The 18,381-nt window shown below is 71.8% G+C and carries 9 protein-coding genes; 4 read left to right on the forward strand and 5 right to left on the reverse strand.

All coding sequences use genetic code 11. The annotated features are described in order from the left end of the window. Positions 1–26: 26 nt before the first annotated feature. Entirely contained in the window at positions 27–2,009 is a 1,983-nt protein-coding gene (locus ACGFNH_RS28200; protein ID WP_393658397.1) for a stealth conserved region 3 domain-containing protein, read from the reverse strand. Positions 2,010–2,281: 272 nt separating this feature from the next. On the opposite strand from ACGFNH_RS28200, the gene ACGFNH_RS28205 reads away from it, so the two are divergent. Then, complete coding sequence (locus ACGFNH_RS28205; RefSeq protein WP_393658399.1) at positions 2,282–3,490, forward strand: hypothetical protein; 1,209 nt, start codon at positions 2,282–2,284, stop codon at positions 3,488–3,490. Continuing rightward, positions 3,487–6,324 (forward strand): stealth conserved region 3 domain-containing protein, encoded by a 2,838-nt coding sequence (locus ACGFNH_RS28210; protein ID WP_393658401.1) that lies wholly within the window; start codon positions 3,487–3,489, stop codon positions 6,322–6,324. The genes ACGFNH_RS28205 and ACGFNH_RS28210 overlap by 4 nt, the downstream gene beginning before the upstream one ends. A gap of 198 nt (positions 6,325–6,522) precedes the next feature. On the opposite strand, the gene ACGFNH_RS28215 is transcribed toward ACGFNH_RS28210, so the two are convergent. After that, positions 6,523–11,478, reverse strand: a complete 4,956-nt coding sequence (locus tag ACGFNH_RS28215; RefSeq protein WP_393658403.1) for an NAD-glutamate dehydrogenase — start codon at positions 11,476–11,478, stop codon at positions 6,523–6,525. A gap of 416 nt (positions 11,479–11,894) precedes the next feature. Here ACGFNH_RS28215 and ACGFNH_RS28220 point away from each other — a divergent pair, with 416 nt between their 5' ends. After that, on the forward strand, positions 11,895–12,461 hold the full coding sequence (locus ACGFNH_RS28220; RefSeq protein ID WP_393658405.1) for a DJ-1/PfpI family protein: 567 nt from the start codon (positions 11,895–11,897) through the stop codon (positions 12,459–12,461). Positions 12,462–12,960: 499 nt separating this feature from the next. On the opposite strand, the gene ACGFNH_RS28225 is transcribed toward ACGFNH_RS28220, so the two are convergent. Both ACGFNH_RS28225 and ACGFNH_RS28230 read right to left on the reverse strand, forming a co-directional pair. Then, a complete protein-coding gene (locus ACGFNH_RS28225) occupies positions 12,961–13,644 on the reverse strand; it encodes an HAD family hydrolase (RefSeq protein ID WP_393658407.1) in 684 nt (227 codons plus the stop codon). 38 nt (positions 13,645–13,682) lie between these two features. Beyond that, positions 13,683–14,198 (reverse strand): DUF6912 family protein, encoded by a 516-nt coding sequence (locus tag ACGFNH_RS28230; protein ID WP_393658409.1) that lies wholly within the window; start codon positions 14,196–14,198, stop codon positions 13,683–13,685. Positions 14,199–14,484: 286 nt separating this feature from the next. Here ACGFNH_RS28230 and ACGFNH_RS28235 point away from each other — a divergent pair, with 286 nt between their 5' ends. After that, on the forward strand, positions 14,485–15,087 hold the full coding sequence (locus ACGFNH_RS28235) for an Rv3235 family protein (RefSeq protein WP_393658410.1): 603 nt from the start codon (positions 14,485–14,487) through the stop codon (positions 15,085–15,087). A 392-nt stretch (positions 15,088–15,479) separates the two neighbouring features. On the opposite strand, the gene secA is transcribed toward ACGFNH_RS28235, so the two are convergent. Beyond that, positions 15,480–18,308: a preprotein translocase subunit SecA gene (secA, locus tag ACGFNH_RS28240; protein WP_393658412.1), complete on the reverse strand. Its 2,829-nt coding sequence runs from the start codon at positions 18,306–18,308 to the stop codon at positions 15,480–15,482. Between the last annotated feature and the right edge of the window lie 73 nt (positions 18,309–18,381).

Consider the following 18,381-nt stretch of genomic DNA (forward strand, 5'->3'; position numbering starts at 1 on the left):
CGGGGACGGCGGCGGACCGGTCCCCGTCAGCCCGGCAGCTCGTACGGGGCGGGCAGCGGGAAGTATGCGTCGAGGAAGGGGTGCAGCAGCGCCACCTGCCCCGTGATGTCGGCCTCGTCCGACTGGGTGTCGTTGAGGCAGAAGACCGCCCGGTCGCGGTCGGCGAGCAGCCGGTCGAGCCGGGCCGCGGCATTCGGCCGGGAGAGGTCGATATAGGCGTAGTCGAGATCGCTGGGCAGCGCCCGCCCGGTGTGGAACGCGTAGTAGTGGTGCAGCGAGGACGGGATGGCGATGTCCGCGCGGCTGCGGAAGCGGTGGGCGGCCGTGGCCCGGTGCTGCTCGCCGAACTCCTCCTCGATCTCCGCCAGCACGCTGCGCCGCAGCGCGTGCGGCACATGCTTCATCTTCTGCACCGGGGTGGTGCCGAAGCGGGCCTCGATCAGCGCCCGGTTGTTCTTGCCCGCGACCGAGACGGGCACATCCGTCTCGGACGGCGGACCGAGCGGTACGAGCGCGGGCGAGGGGAAGAACTTCGTCAGCCCGTTGGCCAGGAAGAAGTCGTCCGGCACGGCCTCCTGGCCGAGGAAGACGTCGTCGTTGAAGTAGAGGAAGTGCTCGGACAGGCCCTCGATGCGGTGGAGCTGGCTCTCGATGGCGTGCGAGTTGAACGTCGGCAGCACCTCCGGATCGCGGAACATCTCGCGGTGGCTGACGACCGTGACGCGCGGGTGCGCGGTGTCGAGCCAGGCGGGGGTCTGGTCGTCGGTGACGAGATAGACGCGGCGCACCCAGGGGGCGTACGTCTCCAGCGCGCGCAGGGAGTAGCGGAGTTCGTCGCGGTTGGCGTAGCGGGCGGCGTTGGCGGCCTCGTCGTGATAGGCGCGGTCGGTGAACCGGGCACGGCGGCCCAGCCAGGCGGGATCGGCGCCGTCGACCCAGGTGTAGACGGCGTCGACGGGGAAGGCGATGTCGCCGGGCAGGGGGTGGGTGAACTCCTCGCGGGTGCGTACGGTCAGCAGGCCCGCGAGTGGCGCGCCGGCAGCGAGAGCCGCGCGGGGTTCGGGGGTACCGGGTTCGGGGGCGCCGGGTTCGGGGGCGCCGGGGGCCGGGGTGCGAGGCTCGAAGGTGCCGGGCGTTGGGGCGCCGGGCACGGGGGCGCCGGGTTCGGGGGCGCCGGGAACGGGGGCGCCGGTCGGCCCGTACGGCGTGGTGAACAGCGCCGCTGGGACCCGCACCGGGACGCCGTCCACGGGCACGGACTCGGTGACGGCGTTGCGGCGCGGCGCGGTGAGCCGCCCGTCCTCGCGAGCCCAGAACTCCACGTCGCAGCCGTGTCGGCTGCCGAGCACCAGCCGCTGCCGCGGATCGGTGCGGTACCAGGTCAGGCGCAGCGCCTCCGCCGCCGCGAACCGGCGCCAGACGCCCGGCGCGTAGCCCGGGACGGCGTGCCGGGGGTCGCGGTTGCCGTGCGCGAGCGGACTCACATAGCCGGGCAGGGTGCGGCACAGCCCGGCGAGCGCGGTCAGCGCGCGGTCGCGGTCGTCCCGGGCGACGGCCACCACGGTCGCACCGCGCGCCCTGCCCCGTACGCAGAAGTACGGGACACCCGCCGCTTCCAGCGCGCCGGTGACGACGACGAGGTTGGCCGTACGGGCGCGCTCCGGCGACAGATCCCGTTCGACGAGGGCGATCCGGGGCTGGCCGTCCACCAGGGCGACCGTGCACCCGGCGGCGGCGAGCAGCTCCTGGTGGCGGCCGGCCAGATGCGCGGCGCGCAGCCGGTGGACGGGGCGGCCCGAGGTGAGGGCGCCGATGTGCCGTTTGACGGTGCGCCGCAGCTCGGGTGAGGAGCGCCCGGCGATCGCGCGGCGGACGCCGACCGGGATCGCCCTGCGGTACGCCGACACCAGTGCCGACGCCTCCGGGTTGACCGGCAGGCCGGTCGCGGTGGCGCGGCCGCGCGGATCCGCCGCCCCCGGACGGGGTTCGGCGACGCTCTGTCCCTGCACCTGACTCCCCCTCCGCCGGTGAACCGCCGACACCTCGTTGGACTCACGACCCCGGGGCCGAGTTGTGCGGATTGAGGCGGCAGTTCGTGATTGACCCGGCTGATTGCGACTCGTTGCGACTCGTTGCGATCTGTCGTGCAACCCCTCTGGCGAGGTGGTCGTCTAACGGACAGACGGGGGAATGGCGACATCTGTTGTTCAACGCCCTGGTGACCTGAATCACCCCATGAGAGGACAAACGCAGTTTTGAGCGCGTCCGGAGGTGCGTCCCGATGACCGGCACCCTGCTGACCCACGCCGTCGGCGCCGCGCGGAAGGCGCGGACCACGGCGGTGCGGGTGCGCCGTCGCGCGGAACGCATGAACACGGTTCCGGCGCTCGGCGGAACCGGCCGGCGCCGGCCGCTGCTGCGCCCCGTCCACCTCTCCGTGCTCGGCGGCCGCACCCTCAACGCCGCCGTCCCCTTCCCCCGACCCGCCTCCGGCATCGCCGCCGCCCGGCTCGAACTGCGGCACGGGGGTCACCGCGAGACCGTGCCGCTGGAGCCGGAGCCGTACGCGACGGGGGCGCCGGGCGAGGATCGCTGCGTGCTGCTGACCGCCACGGCGGCGCTGTCCTCGCCGTACGGCACGGGGTCGTGCCCGCCTCGGCCGTGTACGGCCGAGCGGCGTGCGTTCCAGCCGCCGGAGACCGGGCCGGCCGCGCCGCAGCCTCGTACGACCGGCCCGGTCCTGAGCGAGGGGGTGTGGCGGATCGCGGTCGTGGTGACCGACGGCGCCGGCCGCGAATTGCGGGCCGGTCTCGCCGCGCCGGCGCCGCGCCGCGCCGACGGGCCCACGCTGCCCGGGGCTCCCAGCCCGGAGTGCGGCACCCTGTTCCGGCCCGTACGGTCGGTCGACGGCCACGCCATGCTCAAGGTCACGCCCCCGCGCCGCCAGGCCGAACTCACCGCCCTCGGCCTGCGCTGGGACCGGGTGACGGTCCGCGGCCGGCTGGTCGGCAACCGCGCGCAGCAGGCCGCGCACACCTCGTACACCGCGGAAGCCGTACGGCGCGGCGCGGGCGCGCCGGGCAGGACCGTCCCGGCCGCCCTGATGTGGGACGGCGACGGGTTCGCCTTCGACCTGCCGCTGGCCGCGATGGCCGCGGGCGAGCGGGTCCAGCGCACCTGGGACGTGCAGCTCCGCTCCGGCCGCACCCGGCTCAAGATCGCCCGGCGCCTCACCGACGTACGTCACCCCCGGCGGGTGTTCCGCACCCCGTACCGCGTCATCGCCCTGGAGGACGGCGCCCTCCTGCGCGTGCACGCCCATGTCACGGCGGCCGGTGCACTCGCGGTGACCTGCGCCGCGATCACCGCGCACACACCGGCCGGGCCCACCGGCGACCCGGCCGGTCCCGCGCACACCCCGGCCGGACCGGCGGAGGCCATGACCGGACCCGTGCACGCCCCGACCGGAAGACCCGACGAGGACTCATGAAGATCACGTATCTGCTCACCTGGGGCGACGAGATGGGCGGCACCGAGATGGCCGCCTATACCCAGGCCGCCCACCTCGCGCCGCGCCATGAGGTCGAGGTGCTGAGCGTCTTCAGGACCCGGACCGAGCCGTTCTTCACCGCCGCCCGGTCCGTTCCTCGCCGCTATCTGGTCGACCGGACCGGACCCTACGAGCGGCCGGTGCGCCCCACCGCGCTCGGCGAGGACGCCTGCCGCACCCTCGCCTCGCTCCCCAGCGAGCTGATCCGGCCGTCCTGGGAGTCCACCTTCGACCGGCTCTCCGACATCGAACTCACCGCCGCTCTCGGCGCGTTGGACTCCGACGTCCTGGTCACCACCACACCCGCGCTGCTGGCCGCCGCGGCCGAGCTGACCCCCGCCCGCACCATCACCGTCCACCAGGAGCACCGGGCGTCCCAGCTCCGCGGCGTGAGCGGCGAGCCGCTGCTGGTGTACGCGCCGCGCATCGACGCCCTGGTCTCGCTGACCGAGCGGACCCACGACTGGTTCGCGGACTCCCTCGGCGCGTCCGCCCCCGAGCTGGCCGTCATCCCCAACGCCGTGCCCGACGGCTTCCGGCCGCGCTCCGACCTCGGCAGCCGGACCATCGTCCTGGCCGCCCGTATGACACCGGAGAAGCAACTCGACCACGCCGTCACCGCGTTCGCACGGATCGCGGACGATCACCCCGGCTGGCGTATGCGGATCTTCGGCGACGGCCCGCAGGAGGTGGCGCTGCGCCGCCTCGTCGAGGGGTTCGGCCTGCACGACCGGGTCGAACTCCTCGGCCGCTCCCCGGAGATGGAGCAGGAGTGGGCCACGGCGAGCCTGTGCCTGCTGCCCTCGCGCAACGAGGCGTTCCCGCTCGTCCTGCTCGAAGTCTTCGCGGCGGGTGTGCCCGTGGTGGCGTACGACATCGTGACGGGACCCGCCGAGATCGTCCGGCACGGGACCGACGGCCTGCTCGTGCCGCCCGGCGACATCGACTCCCTCGCGGTGGCCATGGACAAGCTGATGGGCGACGACGCGACACGGAACGCCTACGGCCGGGCCGCCCGGGAGGGCGTGCAGGAGCGCTTCTCCGCCGCGCGCGTCACCGCCCTGTGGGAGGAGCTGTTCGAGCGCTTGGCCGCCCGCCGCGACTCCCCCGGGCGGCTCGCCGCACGCGCGGACCGCACCGCGCTGCGCATCGCCGCCGGCGGCACCCGCAGCTTCGCCGTCGCCGCGCCCGCGACCACCCTGGCCGCCTCCGGCGACGAGCAGAAGGCGCGGGAGGTACTGATCCAGGCCCAGGACCGTACGGGACGGCTGGTGCGCTCGGCCGGAAGGCTGGCAGAGGTGCGGGACGACCTCACCGCGAGCGCCATGGCCGACCTCAACCTGGACATCGCCGCCGGGGCACTGGAGGCCGCCGGGGTTCCGTACCTCCTGCTGCGCGACTCCCGGACCGGACACCGGGTCGCCGTCCCCGTCGAGCACCGGAAGCAGGCATGCGAGGCCCTGGCCTCCGCCCTCCAGGGGATGCCCGTGTACGCGGAGCCGATCGGCCCGCGCGGCGCGGCACCCGGCGCCCTGCTGGCGGAACGGCTGCGCGAGGCGGGCGAGGTGACGGGCCTGCGCGTCTTCAAGCCGGTGACGTCCCAGAGCAGAACCCTGAGGTACGGGCCCGCGTACGGCTGCACCGTCGAGTTCTGGGCGGAGGACGACGGCGACCACGGCGACGCCTGGGCAACGGGCTGGCGCCGCGCCCCGCGCGGCACCACGCTGCGCGGGACGCGCCTGCCCTCGCTGCGCCCGGACGCGACGCACCGCGTCGGCGACCGCGAGCACCCGGCGTCCTCGGCGTTCACCGAACTCCTCATGTGGGACGTCGACTTCCCCATCGACGTCGTCTACACCTGGGTGGACGACAGCGACCCGCGCTGGCGCGAGAAGCGGGCCGCGTGGACGGAGTCCGCGGGCGGCGGCGGGGACGCCGACAGCGGCGACGTCCGCTTCCGCAACCGCGACGAACTGCGCTACTCCCTGCGCTCCCTGGCGATGTACGCGCCCTGGGTGCGCAACGTCTTCCTCGTCACCGACGGCCAGGTGCCGGACTGGCTGGACCCTGCCGTACCGGGCCTGCGGGTGGTGGACCACCGGGAGATCTTCGCCGACCCCGGCGCGCTGCCGACGTTCAACTCCCATGCCATCGAAAGCCAGTTGCACCGGATCGACGGCCTGGCCGAGCACTTCCTGTACCTCAACGACGATGTGTTCCTCGGGCAGCCGCTGCGGCCCGACACCTTCTTCCAGAGCAACGGGGCCGCACGCTTCTTCCGCTCGCCGACCGCGGTCCCCCCGACGGCCGTCACCCCGGACGACGAGGGCTACATCGCGGCGGGCAAGAACAACCGCGAACTGCTGAGGGGGACCTTCGGACGCGTCGCCACCCACGGCTTCCTGCACGCGCCGCATCCGCTGCGGCGCAGCGTGCTGGAGGAGATCGCCGAACGGTATCCGGAAGCCGTCGCCCGTACGGCGGGCAGCCGCTTCCGGGCGCTCACCGATCTGTCGGTGACGTCCTCGCTCCACCACCACTACGGCTACCTCACCGGCCGCTCCGTCCCTTCGACGCTCTCCTGCGCGTTCGTGAACGCGGGCCGCTACGACCACCACGCGGTGCTGAGCCGCCTGCTGGCGGGGCGCAGCCACGCGGTCTTCTGCATCGGCGACTCCGCGGAGGCGGAGGTCCCCGCGCAGGAACAGGACCGGGTGCTCCGGGCCTTCCTCGCGGCGTACTTCCCGGTCCGGTCCCCGTACGAGAAGTCCTGACGGGGCCCGGACCGGGGGCCCTGCCCGGCCCGTACGCCTCCCTGGCCGCCGCCGGTTCGGCACGCCCCGGAACTCCTTCGCCCCGGAACTCTCTCGCCCCGGTCACGCGCAGCGGCGGCCGGAACGCGCCGGAGCCCGGCGGCCGATGTGCGCCGCCGGGCTCCGGGTCGAGGGCTGAGAAGAACCCTTACCGATGTGTCACTGGTGCGCCCGCAGAAGCTGCCGCATCGTCCGCATCGCCACCGACAGGTTCGCCAGGTCGAAGGAGTCCGACCCCTGGATCTCGTCGAGCGTCGTCCTCGCCCGCGCCAGGATCGCCGCGTTCTTCTGCTCCCAGTTGCGGAAGCGCTCCTCCGGCGTCGCCCCGCCGTTCGCGGAGGCGAGGATGTCGGAGGTGAGCGCCGCGTGCGCGGCGAACAGGTCCTCGCGGATCGCGGCACGAGCCATCGACTGCCACCGGTCGGTGCGCGGCAGTTCGATGATGCGGTCCATGAGCCGGCTGATCTTCAGGCGGTCGGCGAGGTCGAAGTAGACCTCGGCGACCTCCAGCGGCGTCTTGCCCGTACGGTCCGCGATGGCCACCACGTCCAGCGTCGGGAAGGCGGACGAGAAGCCCGCGACGCGCTGCGCCAGCTCCGCCGGAACCCCCGCGTCCGTCAGCTCGTCGTAGATGTTCTGGTACCACTCCAGGTCGCCGCCCTTGAGCAGCTTCGGCAGTTGGGCCCAGACCTCGGCGACCCGCTCACCGAAGAACTCGATGTTCTCGGCGAGCCGCAGCGGCTGCGGCCGGTTGCCCAGCAACCAGCGGGTGGCGCGCTCGACCAGGCGCCGGGAGTGCAGCCGGATACGGGTCTGGACGTCGGCCGCGACCTTGGTGTCGAGGGCTTCGACCTCGTCCCAGACATCGCCCAGCTTGAAGATCGCGCGGGCCGCGGTCTGGGCGCGCACGACCTCCTCCGTGGAGGCCCCGGTCTCCTCGCGCATACGGTGGAGGAAGGTCGTACCGGCACTGTTGACCGTGTCGTTGACGAGCACCGTGGTGACGATCTCGCGGGCCAGCGCGTGGTTGTCGATGTGCTCCATGAACTGCTCGTTGAGCGCGCCCGGGAAGTACGCGTGCAGCAGCCGCTGGAGATACGGGTCGTCCGGCAGGTCGGTGGCGATCAGTTCCTCGGCGACCGTGATCTTCAAGTAGGCGAGGAGGACGGCCAGTTCGGGCTGCGTCAGCCCGCGTCCCGCGCTCAGGCGCTCGCGGATCTGCCGGTCGGAGGGCAGGAACTCCAGCTCGCGGTCCAGACGGCCGTCGCGCTCCAGCCGGCGGATGTAGCGCTGGTGGGCGTGGAGCAGGCTGGGCGCCTGGGCGACGGCGTTGGCCAGCGCCACGTTCTGCGCGTAGTTGTTGCGCAGGACGAGCGCACCGACCTCGTCCGTCATCTCCGCGAGCAGCTTGTTGCGCTGCTTGACGGTCATGTCGCCGTCCTCGACGACCTTGTTGAGCAGAATCTTGATGTTCACCTCGTGGTCGGAGGTGTCCACACCGGCGCTGTTGTCGATCGCATCGGTATTGATCTTGCCGCCGTGGGAGGCGAACTCGATCCGGCCGAGCGCGGTCAGGCCCAGGTTGCCGCCCTCCCCGACGACCTTGGCCCGCAGGTCCTGGCCGTCCACCCGGATCGCGTCGTTGGCCTTGTCGCCGACCTCGGCGTGCGTCTCGGTCGACGCCTTGACGTACGTGCCGATGCCGCCGTTCCACAGCAGGTCGACCGGCGCCTGGAGGATGGCCTTCATCAGGTCGGCCGGGGTCATCTTGGTGACCTTCGACTCGAGCCCGAGAGCCGCCCGCATCTGCGCGTTGATCTGGATCGCCTTGGCCGAACGCGGGAAGACGCCGCCGCCCTGCGAGAGCAGCGAGGTGTCGTAGTCCTCCCAGGAACTGCGCGGCAGCTCGAACAGCCGGCGGCGCTCGGCGTACGAGACGGCCGCGTCCGGCGCCGGGTCGACGAAGATGTGGCGGTGGTCGAAGGCGGCCACCAGGCGGATGTGCTCGGAGAGCAGCATGCCGTTGCCGAACACGTCACCGGACATGTCGCCGACGCCGACCGCCGTGAAGTCCTGGGTCTGGCTGTCGTGGCCCAGCTCCCGGAAGTGGCGCTTGACCGACTCCCACGCGCCGCGCGCGGTGATGCCCATGCCCTTGTGGTCGTAGCCGGCCGAGCCGCCGGAGGCGAAGGCGTCGCCCAGCCAGAACCCGTACGCCGTGGCGACCTCGTTGGCGATGTCCGAGAACGTCGCGGTGCCCTTGTCCGCGGCGACGACGAGGTAGGTGTCGTCCTCGTCGTGCCGGACGACGTCCTTGGGGTGCACGACCTCGCCGCCGACCAGGTTGTCGGTGATGTCGAGCAGACCGGAGATGAACGTCTTGTAGCAGGCGATGCCCTCCGCCAGCCACGCGTCGCGGTCCACGCTCGGGTCCGGCAGCCGCTTGCCGACGAACCCGCCCTTCGCACCGACCGGCACGATCACGGTGTTCTTGACCATCTGCGCCTTGACCAGGCCGAGGATCTCCGTACGGAAGTCCTCACGGCGGTCGGACCAGCGCAGGCCGCCGCGCGCGACCTTGCCGAAGCGCAGGTGGACGCCCTCGACGCGGGGCGAGTACACCCAGATCTCGTACGCCGGGCGGGGCGCCGGGAGGTCGGGGATGGCCTGCGGGTCCAGCTTCATCGAGAGGTAGCCGTGCGGGCTCCCCTCCGTATCGCGCTGGAAGTAGTTGGTCCGCAGCGTCGCGGTGATGACGGTGAGGAAGGAGCGCAGGATGCGGTCCTCGTCCAGGCTGGCCACCTGGTCCAGCGCCGCGTCCACCTCCTCCATCAGCGCGTCGGTCAGCTCGACGCCCGCGCCCTGGCGGGCCGGGGACATCCGGGCCTCGAAGAGGTTCACCAGCAGCCGGGTGGTGTGGACGTTGTCGCGGAGGGTGTCCTCCATGTAGTCCTGGCTGAAGGTGGAGCCCGCCTGGCGCAGGTACTTGGCGTAGGCGCGCAGCACCGACGCCTGCCGCCAGGTCAGCCCGGCGCGCAGCACCAGCACGTTGAAGTTGTCGTTCTCGGCCTGACCGGTCCAGACGGCGGCGAAGGCGTCCTGGAAGCGCTCGCGGGCGTCGTCGGCCAGCAGGTCACCGCCGTTCTGCGTCGGCGCGGGCATGCGCAGCCCGAAGTCGTAGATCCAGGCGCTGGAACGGTCGTTGCACCGCAGCTCGTTCGGCCGCTCGTCGACGACCTCCACACCGAGCCGGGTGAGGACCGGCAGCACGGCCGAGAGGGAGACCTGGCCGCCGGAGCGGTAGATCTTGAAGCGGCGCTCGCCGGGGGCCGCGCCCACCGGCTCGTACAGGCTCAGCTCGAAGTCGCGCTCGCCGCCCTCGGGCGTGAGCTGCTCCAGGTGCTGGAGGTCGGAGACGGCGGCGCGCGGCGAGTAGTCGGCCTTGTAGCCCTCCTCGAAGGCGTTGGCGTAGCGCCGCATCAGCTCCGCGGCGCGCTCCTCGCCGACCTCGGCGTTCAGCGCCTCGGAGAAGCCGTCCTCCCAGGAACGGGCAGCCTCCGCCAGCCGGGACTCGATGCGCTCGGCGTCGGCCTCGGTCAGATCGGGCAGGACGGTGCCGGGCTCGACACGGATGACGAAGTGCAGCCGGGTGAGCACCGACTCGGTGCTCATGAGGGTGAAGTCGGCGCTGATACCGCCCAGTTCCTCCATGAGCATGTTGGTGAGGCGCTGCCGGACGGTGGTGTTGAAGCGGTCCCGCGGCAGGAACACCAGCGCCGAGTAGTAGCGGCCGTACTCCTCCTGGCGCAGGTAGAGCCGGAGCCTGCGGCGCTCCTGGAGGTAGAGGACGCTGGTGACCGTCTCGCGCAGCTTGTCGACGGGCGTCTGGAACAGCTCGTCGCGCGGGTAGGTCTCCAGGATCTGCAGCAGGTCGCGGCCGTCGTGGCTGTCCGGCGAGAAGCCCGCCTGCGCCAGCACCTCCTTGACCTTGCGGCGGATGACCGGGACGCGGCGCACGGACTCGGTGTACGCGGCCGAGGAGAAGAGACCGAGGAAGCGGCGCTCGCCCACCACCGTGCCCTGCTCGTCGAACTTCTTGACGCCGATGTAGTCGAGGTAGGAGGGGCGGTGCACGGTGGCACGGCTGTTGGCCTTGGTCAGGACGAGCTGCTTGTGCTCCCGCGCCTTCGCGCGGGCATCGGCGGGCAGCCGGTTGAAGGACGGCGAGACCGGGTGGCCGTCGCTCTCCGCGTGGGAGGGGTCCGAGCGCAGTATCCCGAGACCGGTGCCGGGGACGGCGGTGAGCACGTCCTCCTCGTCGCCGTTCGTCGCCTCGGTGGTGAGCTGATACTCGCGGTAGCCGAGGAAGGTGAAGTGGTCGTCGCTCAGCCAGCGCAGCAGCTCGCGGGCCTCCTCGACCTCCTCCTGCGGCAGATCCTCCGGGCGGGCCTCGGACGGCATGGTGTCCGCCAGGCGGAGCGCGGCGTCACGCATCTTCTCCCAGTCCTCGACGGCCTCGCGGACGTCGGAGAGGACACGGAGCAGACCCGCGTGGATCTGCTTGAGGTCGGCGCGGTCGGTCTCGCGGTCCATCTCGACGTGGATCCAGGACTCCACGAGCGCGTCGTGCGGCAGATCCGCGCCGCCGCGGGCCGACGTCTCGGGCAGGACCTCGATCAGCTGTCCTGTGAGGTCCCGGCGGACGACGATCTGCGGGTGGACCACGACGTGGATTCCGCGGCCCTGGCGGGACAGCTCATTGGTGACCGAGTCCACCAGGAACGGCATGTCGTCGGTGACGACCTCGACGACCGAGTGGCTGCAGGTCCAGCCGTTCTCCTCGACGGACGGGGTGTGGACGCGCACATTCGCCGTGCCCTGGGGACGGGACTCGGCGAGGCGGTAGTGGGAGAGCGCGGCCCCGAGGATGTCGTCCGGGTCCCGGTCGGCGAGATCCTCGGGTGCGGTGTGCAGGTAGTAGCGCTGGAGGAACGTTGCGAGAGCCTCCGGTTCGAGGCCCTGGACCGGATGTTGCCCCCCGGCAGGGCTGTTCTCAGCTACCCGGGCCGCCCGTGCGAGCAGCTCGATCTTGGCTTCGTCCAGCTTGATCTGCATGTCCTCTAGCTCCTGTCGCGCGCCGTTGCGTGACGTAGGTGGTGATGGTGGTGAGGGCGGCGGTACGCCGTGACACGGGGTCTCCGGTCGTGGTCGACGTTATGCCTCGATGAGAGATGGCCGGGGCGTCCACGGGCGTGTTGGCCGTCCGCTCCCGGAGCGAGGGATCAGCGGCGTCCGGGGCTGTATGGCTCTCCGGGCGCAGGGCAGGGGCCTCGATGCCCCCGCGAGATATCGCGCTGATCACGGGACAAGGCTATCGCCCCCTCCGGGGGCGCCGTCATGGGCCGTTTGTGTACAAAACCCGGCCCGGAAGTTTGACGTTCTGGACAGCGACGCGGCGGCTCTTGGCAAACCGTCATGCGCGGTGTTGGTTGGCCTTGGGGGACGAATCGGACACTGCGGAGGTGGGAGCGATGGCGCCCAAGATCTTGATGGTGACCGGGGACGCCGCGGAGTCGCTGGAGGTGCTCTACCCCTACCAGCGGCTGCGCGAGGAGGGCTACGAGGTGCACATCGCCGCCCCCAGCCGGAAGAAGCTCCAGTTCGTGGTGCACGACTTCGAGGACGGCTTCGACACCTACACCGAGAAGGCCGGCTACACCTGGCCCGCCGACCTGGCCATCGCCGACGTCGACCCGGGCCAATACGTGGCCCTGGTGATCCCCGGCGGCCGGGCGCCCGAGTATCTGCGCAACGACCCTGAGCTGCGGAAGGTCCTCAAGTCCTTCTTCGACTCCGACAAGCCCGTCGCCCAGATCTGCCACGGTCCGCTGATGACGGCGGCGATCGACGGGCTGAGCGGGCGGCGGGTGACCGCGTATCCGGCGCTGGAGCTGGACATGCAGGCGGCGGGAGCGTCGTACCGGGACGCGGAGGTCGTGGTCGACGGGTCGCTGGTCTCGTCCCGGGCCTGGCCGGACCACCCGGCGTGGATGCGGGAGTTCCTCACGGTGCTGCGGGACAAGGCGCCGCTGAGCTGACGCGCAGTCCGGGCTGTCCGGGCCGTCCGGGCCCATCGGGCGCAGGGGAGGCGGGGGGCGGCAGGGGGCGGCAGGGGGCGGCACGGCGCCTCGACGGTAGAGAGGCCCGCACGGGCCGGTCGTCAGCACCGCACCAGCACGCGTCAGGGCCTCCTGGACGGCGCCAGAACCCGCGACCGGCTCGGGACCCCGCGTGGGCGGTATGACGGATCTCACGGCCTGCGTCAGGACGTACCGCCGCGTGACAAACCTCACAGGGGTGTCCGGGCGCGTGGCCGGTGTGAGAGGCCGCGTGGCTCGCGCCAGGATCCGTGGGCAGGCGTGCGACCCCGCGTGAGGCGCTCAGGACACGGTTCACGGTCCAGAACCCGGGTCGGTGTCAGGACCTGAGCCGGTGTCAGGACCCGGGTCGGTGTCAGGACCCGGGTCGGTGTCAGGACCCGGGCCGGTGTCAGGACCCGGGCCGGTGTCAGGACCCGGGCCGGTGTCAGGACCCGGGTCAGGTCCCCCGACCGTAGAGGTCCTCGGCCGCCTCGACCGCCTCGGCGAGGCTGTCGACCACGGGCACCCCGGCCGTCTCCAGGCTGGCGCGGCTGTGCGAGCCGCCCGTGTAGAGCACGGCCCGCGCGCCGACATGAGCCGCCGCGACAGCGTCGTCCACCGCGTCGCCGATGACGACGACACAGTCCGGGACGACGGCGCCGTCGAGACCGGCCAGATGGCGGACCATGTGCGCGGCCTTGCCCGTGTCGGAGGGCCCGACGCGCCCGTCGACCCGGATGAAGTGCTGCTCGATGCCATGGATCCGAACGATCGGCAGCAGCCGGTCGTGCGGGGCGAGCGAGCACAGGGACTGGGTGAGCCCGGCGTCCTGCCGGTCGGCGAGCAGTTGCCTGGCGCCCTCGGTCAGACCGGCGGTCTCGGCTCGCAGCCAGTAGTGGCGGTGGAAGGTCTCGTCCATGGTCTCCCACTCCTCGTCGGTGGGGAGCCGCCCCATCAGGCGCTCGTAGAACCGGGGCACGGGGACGCAGTACAGCTCGCGGTAGCGGGCGAGGGTGATCGGCGCCAGCCCGATCTCGGCGAACGAGGCATTGGTCGCCTCGATCACGGCGTCGATGTCGTGGAAGAGCGTCCCGTTCCAGTCCCAGACGATGTGCGTCCCGTGAGCAGCGTGCGTCCCCATGGAGAGACCGTACCCAGTGGGTACGACAGTCCTGCCCGTCAGGCGTCCCCGCCGACGATGTTCGGGATCTCCTGCGTCGCGTACCAGAGCAGCTCGTGGTCGGCGGCGCCGTCGACCGTGAACTGGGCGTCGTCGTCGCCGACGTCCGCGGCCCCCAGCACGTCCGCGGCCGCCGCGACATCCGCCTCGGCGTCGTCGGCGTCCACATGCACGGCCGCGATCCGGGCGAACGGCACCGGGCGGGCGATGCGTACGGCACCCAGCGACGAGGCGTCCAGCCCGCGGTCCGGATCGGCGGGCGCGCTGCCGTCGGGGACGTCCACGGCGACGACGACCCTGCGGCGCGGGGCCCGCGGGTCGCCGGCGAGCATGCGCAGCGAGGCCTGGGCCGCGCGGCTCAGCGCCGCGTACTCCAGCTCCTCGATGTCGTCGGAGACGTACCACTCGCGCAGAGCGGGGGTGACGGCGAAAGCGTCCAGCGGGCCGGGCCCCAGCTCGCCCGCTTTGTAGATCGCTGTGAGGCCGGGGAGTGTCGTGGGGACGTAGACGCGCATGGCTGCAGCATACGGGGCCCGGGTCCCCCTTCGGGGTGAAGCGGGTCCCCGCTCGCGCCCGCCCGGGCGGCTGCCAACGCCCGTTCGTCCGGCGTCTTTTCGCCGTACGGGCCCTGTCTGACGGGCGTCCCAGACGTGTCGTCACCCGGATAGGTGAACCCCTCCAAGGGCCTGGGGAGCGGGGTGCGGTCGTTGCACGCCGCCCCTGCGCACCGTAGAAGTCTGCGCAGCGAAGTTACTGCCCGGTACTGAAACGGACCGGCCGACACCGCGGGGGCATGAACACATGGACCACACCAGGAGGCGGCCACCCGGCCGCGCCACCGACCGGCGCACCGAGAGCCGCCGAACCGCACACCGGCAGGGGCCGGGCCGCGGACCGCTCACCGGGCCCGGCCGGGGACCGCTCACCGCCGCGGGCGTGGCGCCGCCGCGGAGGGGCGACGCGGTCAGGCCACCGGGCCGCCCGGGGCCCGGCGGTGGCCCGGCGTCCGCCGCCGCGCTGCGCAGGCGCGAGCGGGAGCAGCAGCCGCGCTACTGGTTCGCCCACCGGCTGCTGCTCGTCCTGAGCGGGGAGAAGCCCGTCCACTGGATGCTGGGGCACACGCTCGGCGCCGCGTACGACCAGCTCGTACAACTCGCGCCACTCACACCCCTGCGCCCTCCGGCCGGCCCGGGAGGACGCTCGGCGACGCCGGTGGTGACCGGCTGCGGGGAGTACCGGCCGGCGCCGGGGGTCATCGAGGCCTTCGCCCGTGTGCGGTCCGGCGACCGCCTGCGCGCGCTGGCCTTCCGGCTGGAACGCGGCCGGGACGAACGCTGGCGCTGCTCGGCCGTGGAACTGGGCGGCCCCTCCCCGCAGCCGAGCGGCGCCACCCGGCGAGCCTGACGTACGACGCCCGACGCCACGACCCGACGGACGTAAGAGCGACCACAGCGCGACGCCACGGGCGTACGACGACCGACAACACGGCACGGCGGGCGTACGACGGCGACAGTGCAACGCCACGGGCACGACGCCCGACAGCGCGACGCGACGGACGTACGGCACCCACACAGCGCGACGCGACGAACGTAAGGGCGACCACAGCGCGGCGCTTCGGGCGCACGACCGGCAGCGGGACGTGGCGGGTGTACGACGGGCCCGGCCGCGCACCTACGGGTCAGTGGCGCCCGCGGCGGGCGAGGGGCCGGCGCGGGCGGGCGCAACACGACGGGCCGGGCCGCCTCGGGGAGGCAGCCCGGCCCGTTACGCCATGGCGCGCGGTGTCGCTCGCGCTCCTACTTCTTGCGGCGGCGGCCTGCGGACTTCTGCGCCTTGCGGCGCTCGGCCCGCGTCATCCCGTCCGCCTCCGAGCGGGCGGGCCCGCCGTCGGTCGAGAAGTCGCCCTCGACGATGTCGCCCTCGCCGTCGACCTTCGGCGCGGAGAAGTGCAGCCGGTCCGGGCGCTGCGGGGCCTCCAGGCCCTTGGCACGGATCTCCGGGCGCCCCGGAGCCCCGGCCGGGATGGCGTCCTGCGGAGCCTTCTCCAGGCTGGCCTTCTCGGCGGGCTCGGAGACCGGAACCTCCTCGACCTGCTGCTCGACCTGGACCTCCAGGTTGAACAGGTAGCCGACCGACTCCTCCTTGATGCCCTCCATCATGGCCGTGAACATGTCGTAGCCCTCGCGCTGGTACTCGACCAGCGGGTCCTTCTGGGCCATGGCGCGCAGGCCGATGCCCTCCTGGAGGTAGTCCATCTCGTAGAGGTGTTCGCGCCACTTGCGGTCCAGGACCGACAGCACCACGCGCCGCTCCAGCTCACGCATGATGTCCGAGCCGAGCTGCTTCTCGCGCGCCTCGTACTGCTCGTGGATGTCGTCCTTGATCGACTCGCTGATGAACTCGGCGGTGATCCCGGCACGGTCGCCGGCCGCGTCCTCCAGCTCCTCGACGGTGACCTTGACCGGGTAGAGCTGCCGGAAGGCGCTCCACAGACGGTCGAGGTCCCACTCCTCCGCGAAGCCCTCGACGGTCTCGGCCTGGACGTATTCGTCGATCGTGTCGTCCATGAAGTGGCGGACCTGCTCGTGCAGATCCTCGCCCTCCAGGACGCGGCGGCGCTCGCCGTAAATGACCTCGCGCTGCCGGTTGAGGACCTCGTCGTACTTCAGTACGTTCTTACGCGTCTCGAAGTTCTGCTGCTCGACCTGCGACTGGGCGGAGGCGATGGCACGGGTGACCATCTTGTTCTCGATCGGCACATCGTCGGGAACGTTGGCCATCGCCATCACGCGCTCGACCATCTGCGCCTTGAACAGACGCATCAGGTCGTCACCCAACGACAGGTAGAAGCGGGACTCGCCCGGGTCGCCCTGACGGCCGCCACGACCGCGGAGCTGGTTGTCGATACGGCGGGACTCGTGCCGCTCGGTGCCCAGCACATAGAGGCCGCCGAGGGACTTGACCTCCTCGAACTCGGCCTTCACCGCCGCCTCGGCCTTCTCCAGGGCCGCGGGCAGGGCCGCCGCCCACTCCTCGGGGTGCTCGACCGGGTCCAGGCCACGCTGCCGCAGGTCCGTCTCGGCGAGGTCGTCGGGGTTGCCGCCCAGCTTGATGTCCGTACCGCGGCCGGCCATGTTCGTCGCGACCGTCACGGCGCCCTTGCGGCCCGCCTGGGCGACGATCGTGGCCTCACGGTCATGCTGCTTGGCGTTGAGGACCTCGTGCCGGACACCGCGCTTGGAGAGTTGCTGCGAGAGGTACTCGGACTTCTCGACGGACGTGGTGCCGACCAGGACCGGCTGGCCCTTCCGGTTCTTCTCGGCGATGTCGTCGACGACCGCGTCGAACTTCGCGGGCTCGGTGCGGTAGATCAGGTCGGACTGGTCGACACGGGCCACCGGCCGGTGGGTCGGGATCGGGACGACGCCCAGCTTGTAGATCTGGTGGAACTCGGCCGCCTCGGTCATGGCCGTACCGGTCATGCCGCAGAGCTTGTCGTACAGGCGGAAGAAGTTCTGCAGGGTGATCGTGGCGAGAGTCTGGTTCTCGTCCTTGATGTCCACAGCCTCCTTCGCCTCGATCGCCTGGTGCATGCCTTCGTTGTAACGGCGGCCGGCGAGGATACGGCCGGTGTGCTCGTCGACGATCATGACTTCGCCGTCCATGACGACGTAGTCCTTGTCGCACTTGAAGAGTTCTTTGGCCTTGATGGCGTTGTTGAGGTACCCGACGAGCGGGGTGTTCACCGACTCGTAGAGGTTGTCGATGCCCAGCCAGTCCTCGACCTTGGTGACGCCGGACTCATGGATGGCCACGGTCCGCTTCTTCTCGTCGACCTCGTAGTCGCCGGTCTCGTCCAGGCCCTTCTGCGGGTTGGCGGCCTCGCCCCGGCTCAGACGGGTGACCAGCTTGGCGAAGTCGCCGTACCACTTGGTGGCCTGGTCGGCCGGACCGGAAATGATCAGCGGGGTACGCGCCTCGTCGATGAGGATCGAGTCGACCTCGTCGACGATCGCGAAGTTGTGGCCCCGCTGGACCAGTTCGTCCTGCGACCACGCCATGTTGTCGCGGAGGTAGTCGAAGCCGAACTCGTTGTTCGTGCCGTACGTGATGTCGCAGGCGTACTGCTCGCGCCGCTGCGCCGGGGTCATGTTGGCGAGGATGCAGCCGACCTCGAGACCGAGGAACTTGTGGACCCGGCCCATCCACTCGGAGTCACGCTCGGCCAGGTAGTCGTTCACCGTGATCAGGTGGACGCCCTTGCCGGACACCGCGTTGAGATAGGCGGGCAGGGTGCCGACGAGGGTCTTGCCCTCACCGGTGCGCATCTCGGCCACATATCCGAGGTGGAGCGCCGCGCCGCCCATGAGCTGGACGTCGTAGTGGCGCTGCCCGAGCACGCGCTTGGCGCCCTCACGGACGGTCGCGAAGGCCTCGGGGAGCAGGTCGTCCAGGCTCTCACCGTCGGCGTACCGCTCCTTGTACTCGTCGGTGAGCGCCCGCAGCTCGGCGTCGGAGAGGTTGACGAAGTCCTCTTCGATGGAGTTGACCTGGCCCGCGATGCGGTGCAGTTTGCGCAGGATCTTGCCTTCGCCTGCACGCATGAGCTTGTTGAAGACGGACACGTAGGTTGGTCTCCTTGCCGGTCGGGCCTGGCACGGTCGGGGTGCGCGGGCACGGCGGGGTCAGCCCCCGCCG

It is taken from the genome of Streptomyces sp. NPDC048639, assembly GCF_043199075.1.
In the GTDB taxonomy this organism is placed as follows: domain Bacteria; phylum Actinomycetota; class Actinomycetes; order Streptomycetales; family Streptomycetaceae; genus Streptomyces.

Excerpts from the sequence above, each read along its gene's own strand:
- ACGFNH_RS28235 (WP_393658410.1), top strand. The coding sequence starts at position 14,485 with ATGGACCACACCAGGAGGCGGCCACCCGGCCGCGCCACCGACCGGCGC.
- ACGFNH_RS28215 (WP_393658403.1), bottom strand. The coding sequence starts at position 11,478 with ATGCAGATCAAGCTGGACGAAGCCAAGATCGAGCTGCTCGCACGGGCG.
- ACGFNH_RS28230 (WP_393658409.1), bottom strand. The coding sequence starts at position 14,198 with ATGCGCGTCTACGTCCCCACGACACTCCCCGGCCTCACAGCGATCTAC.
- ACGFNH_RS28205 (WP_393658399.1), top strand. The coding sequence starts at position 2,282 with ATGACCGGCACCCTGCTGACCCACGCCGTCGGCGCCGCGCGGAAGGCG.
- ACGFNH_RS28210 (WP_393658401.1), top strand. The coding sequence starts at position 3,487 with ATGAAGATCACGTATCTGCTCACCTGGGGCGACGAGATGGGCGGCACC.
- ACGFNH_RS28220 (WP_393658405.1), top strand. The coding sequence starts at position 11,895 with ATGGCGCCCAAGATCTTGATGGTGACCGGGGACGCCGCGGAGTCGCTG.
- ACGFNH_RS28225 (WP_393658407.1), bottom strand. The coding sequence starts at position 13,644 with ATGGGGACGCACGCTGCTCACGGGACGCACATCGTCTGGGACTGGAAC.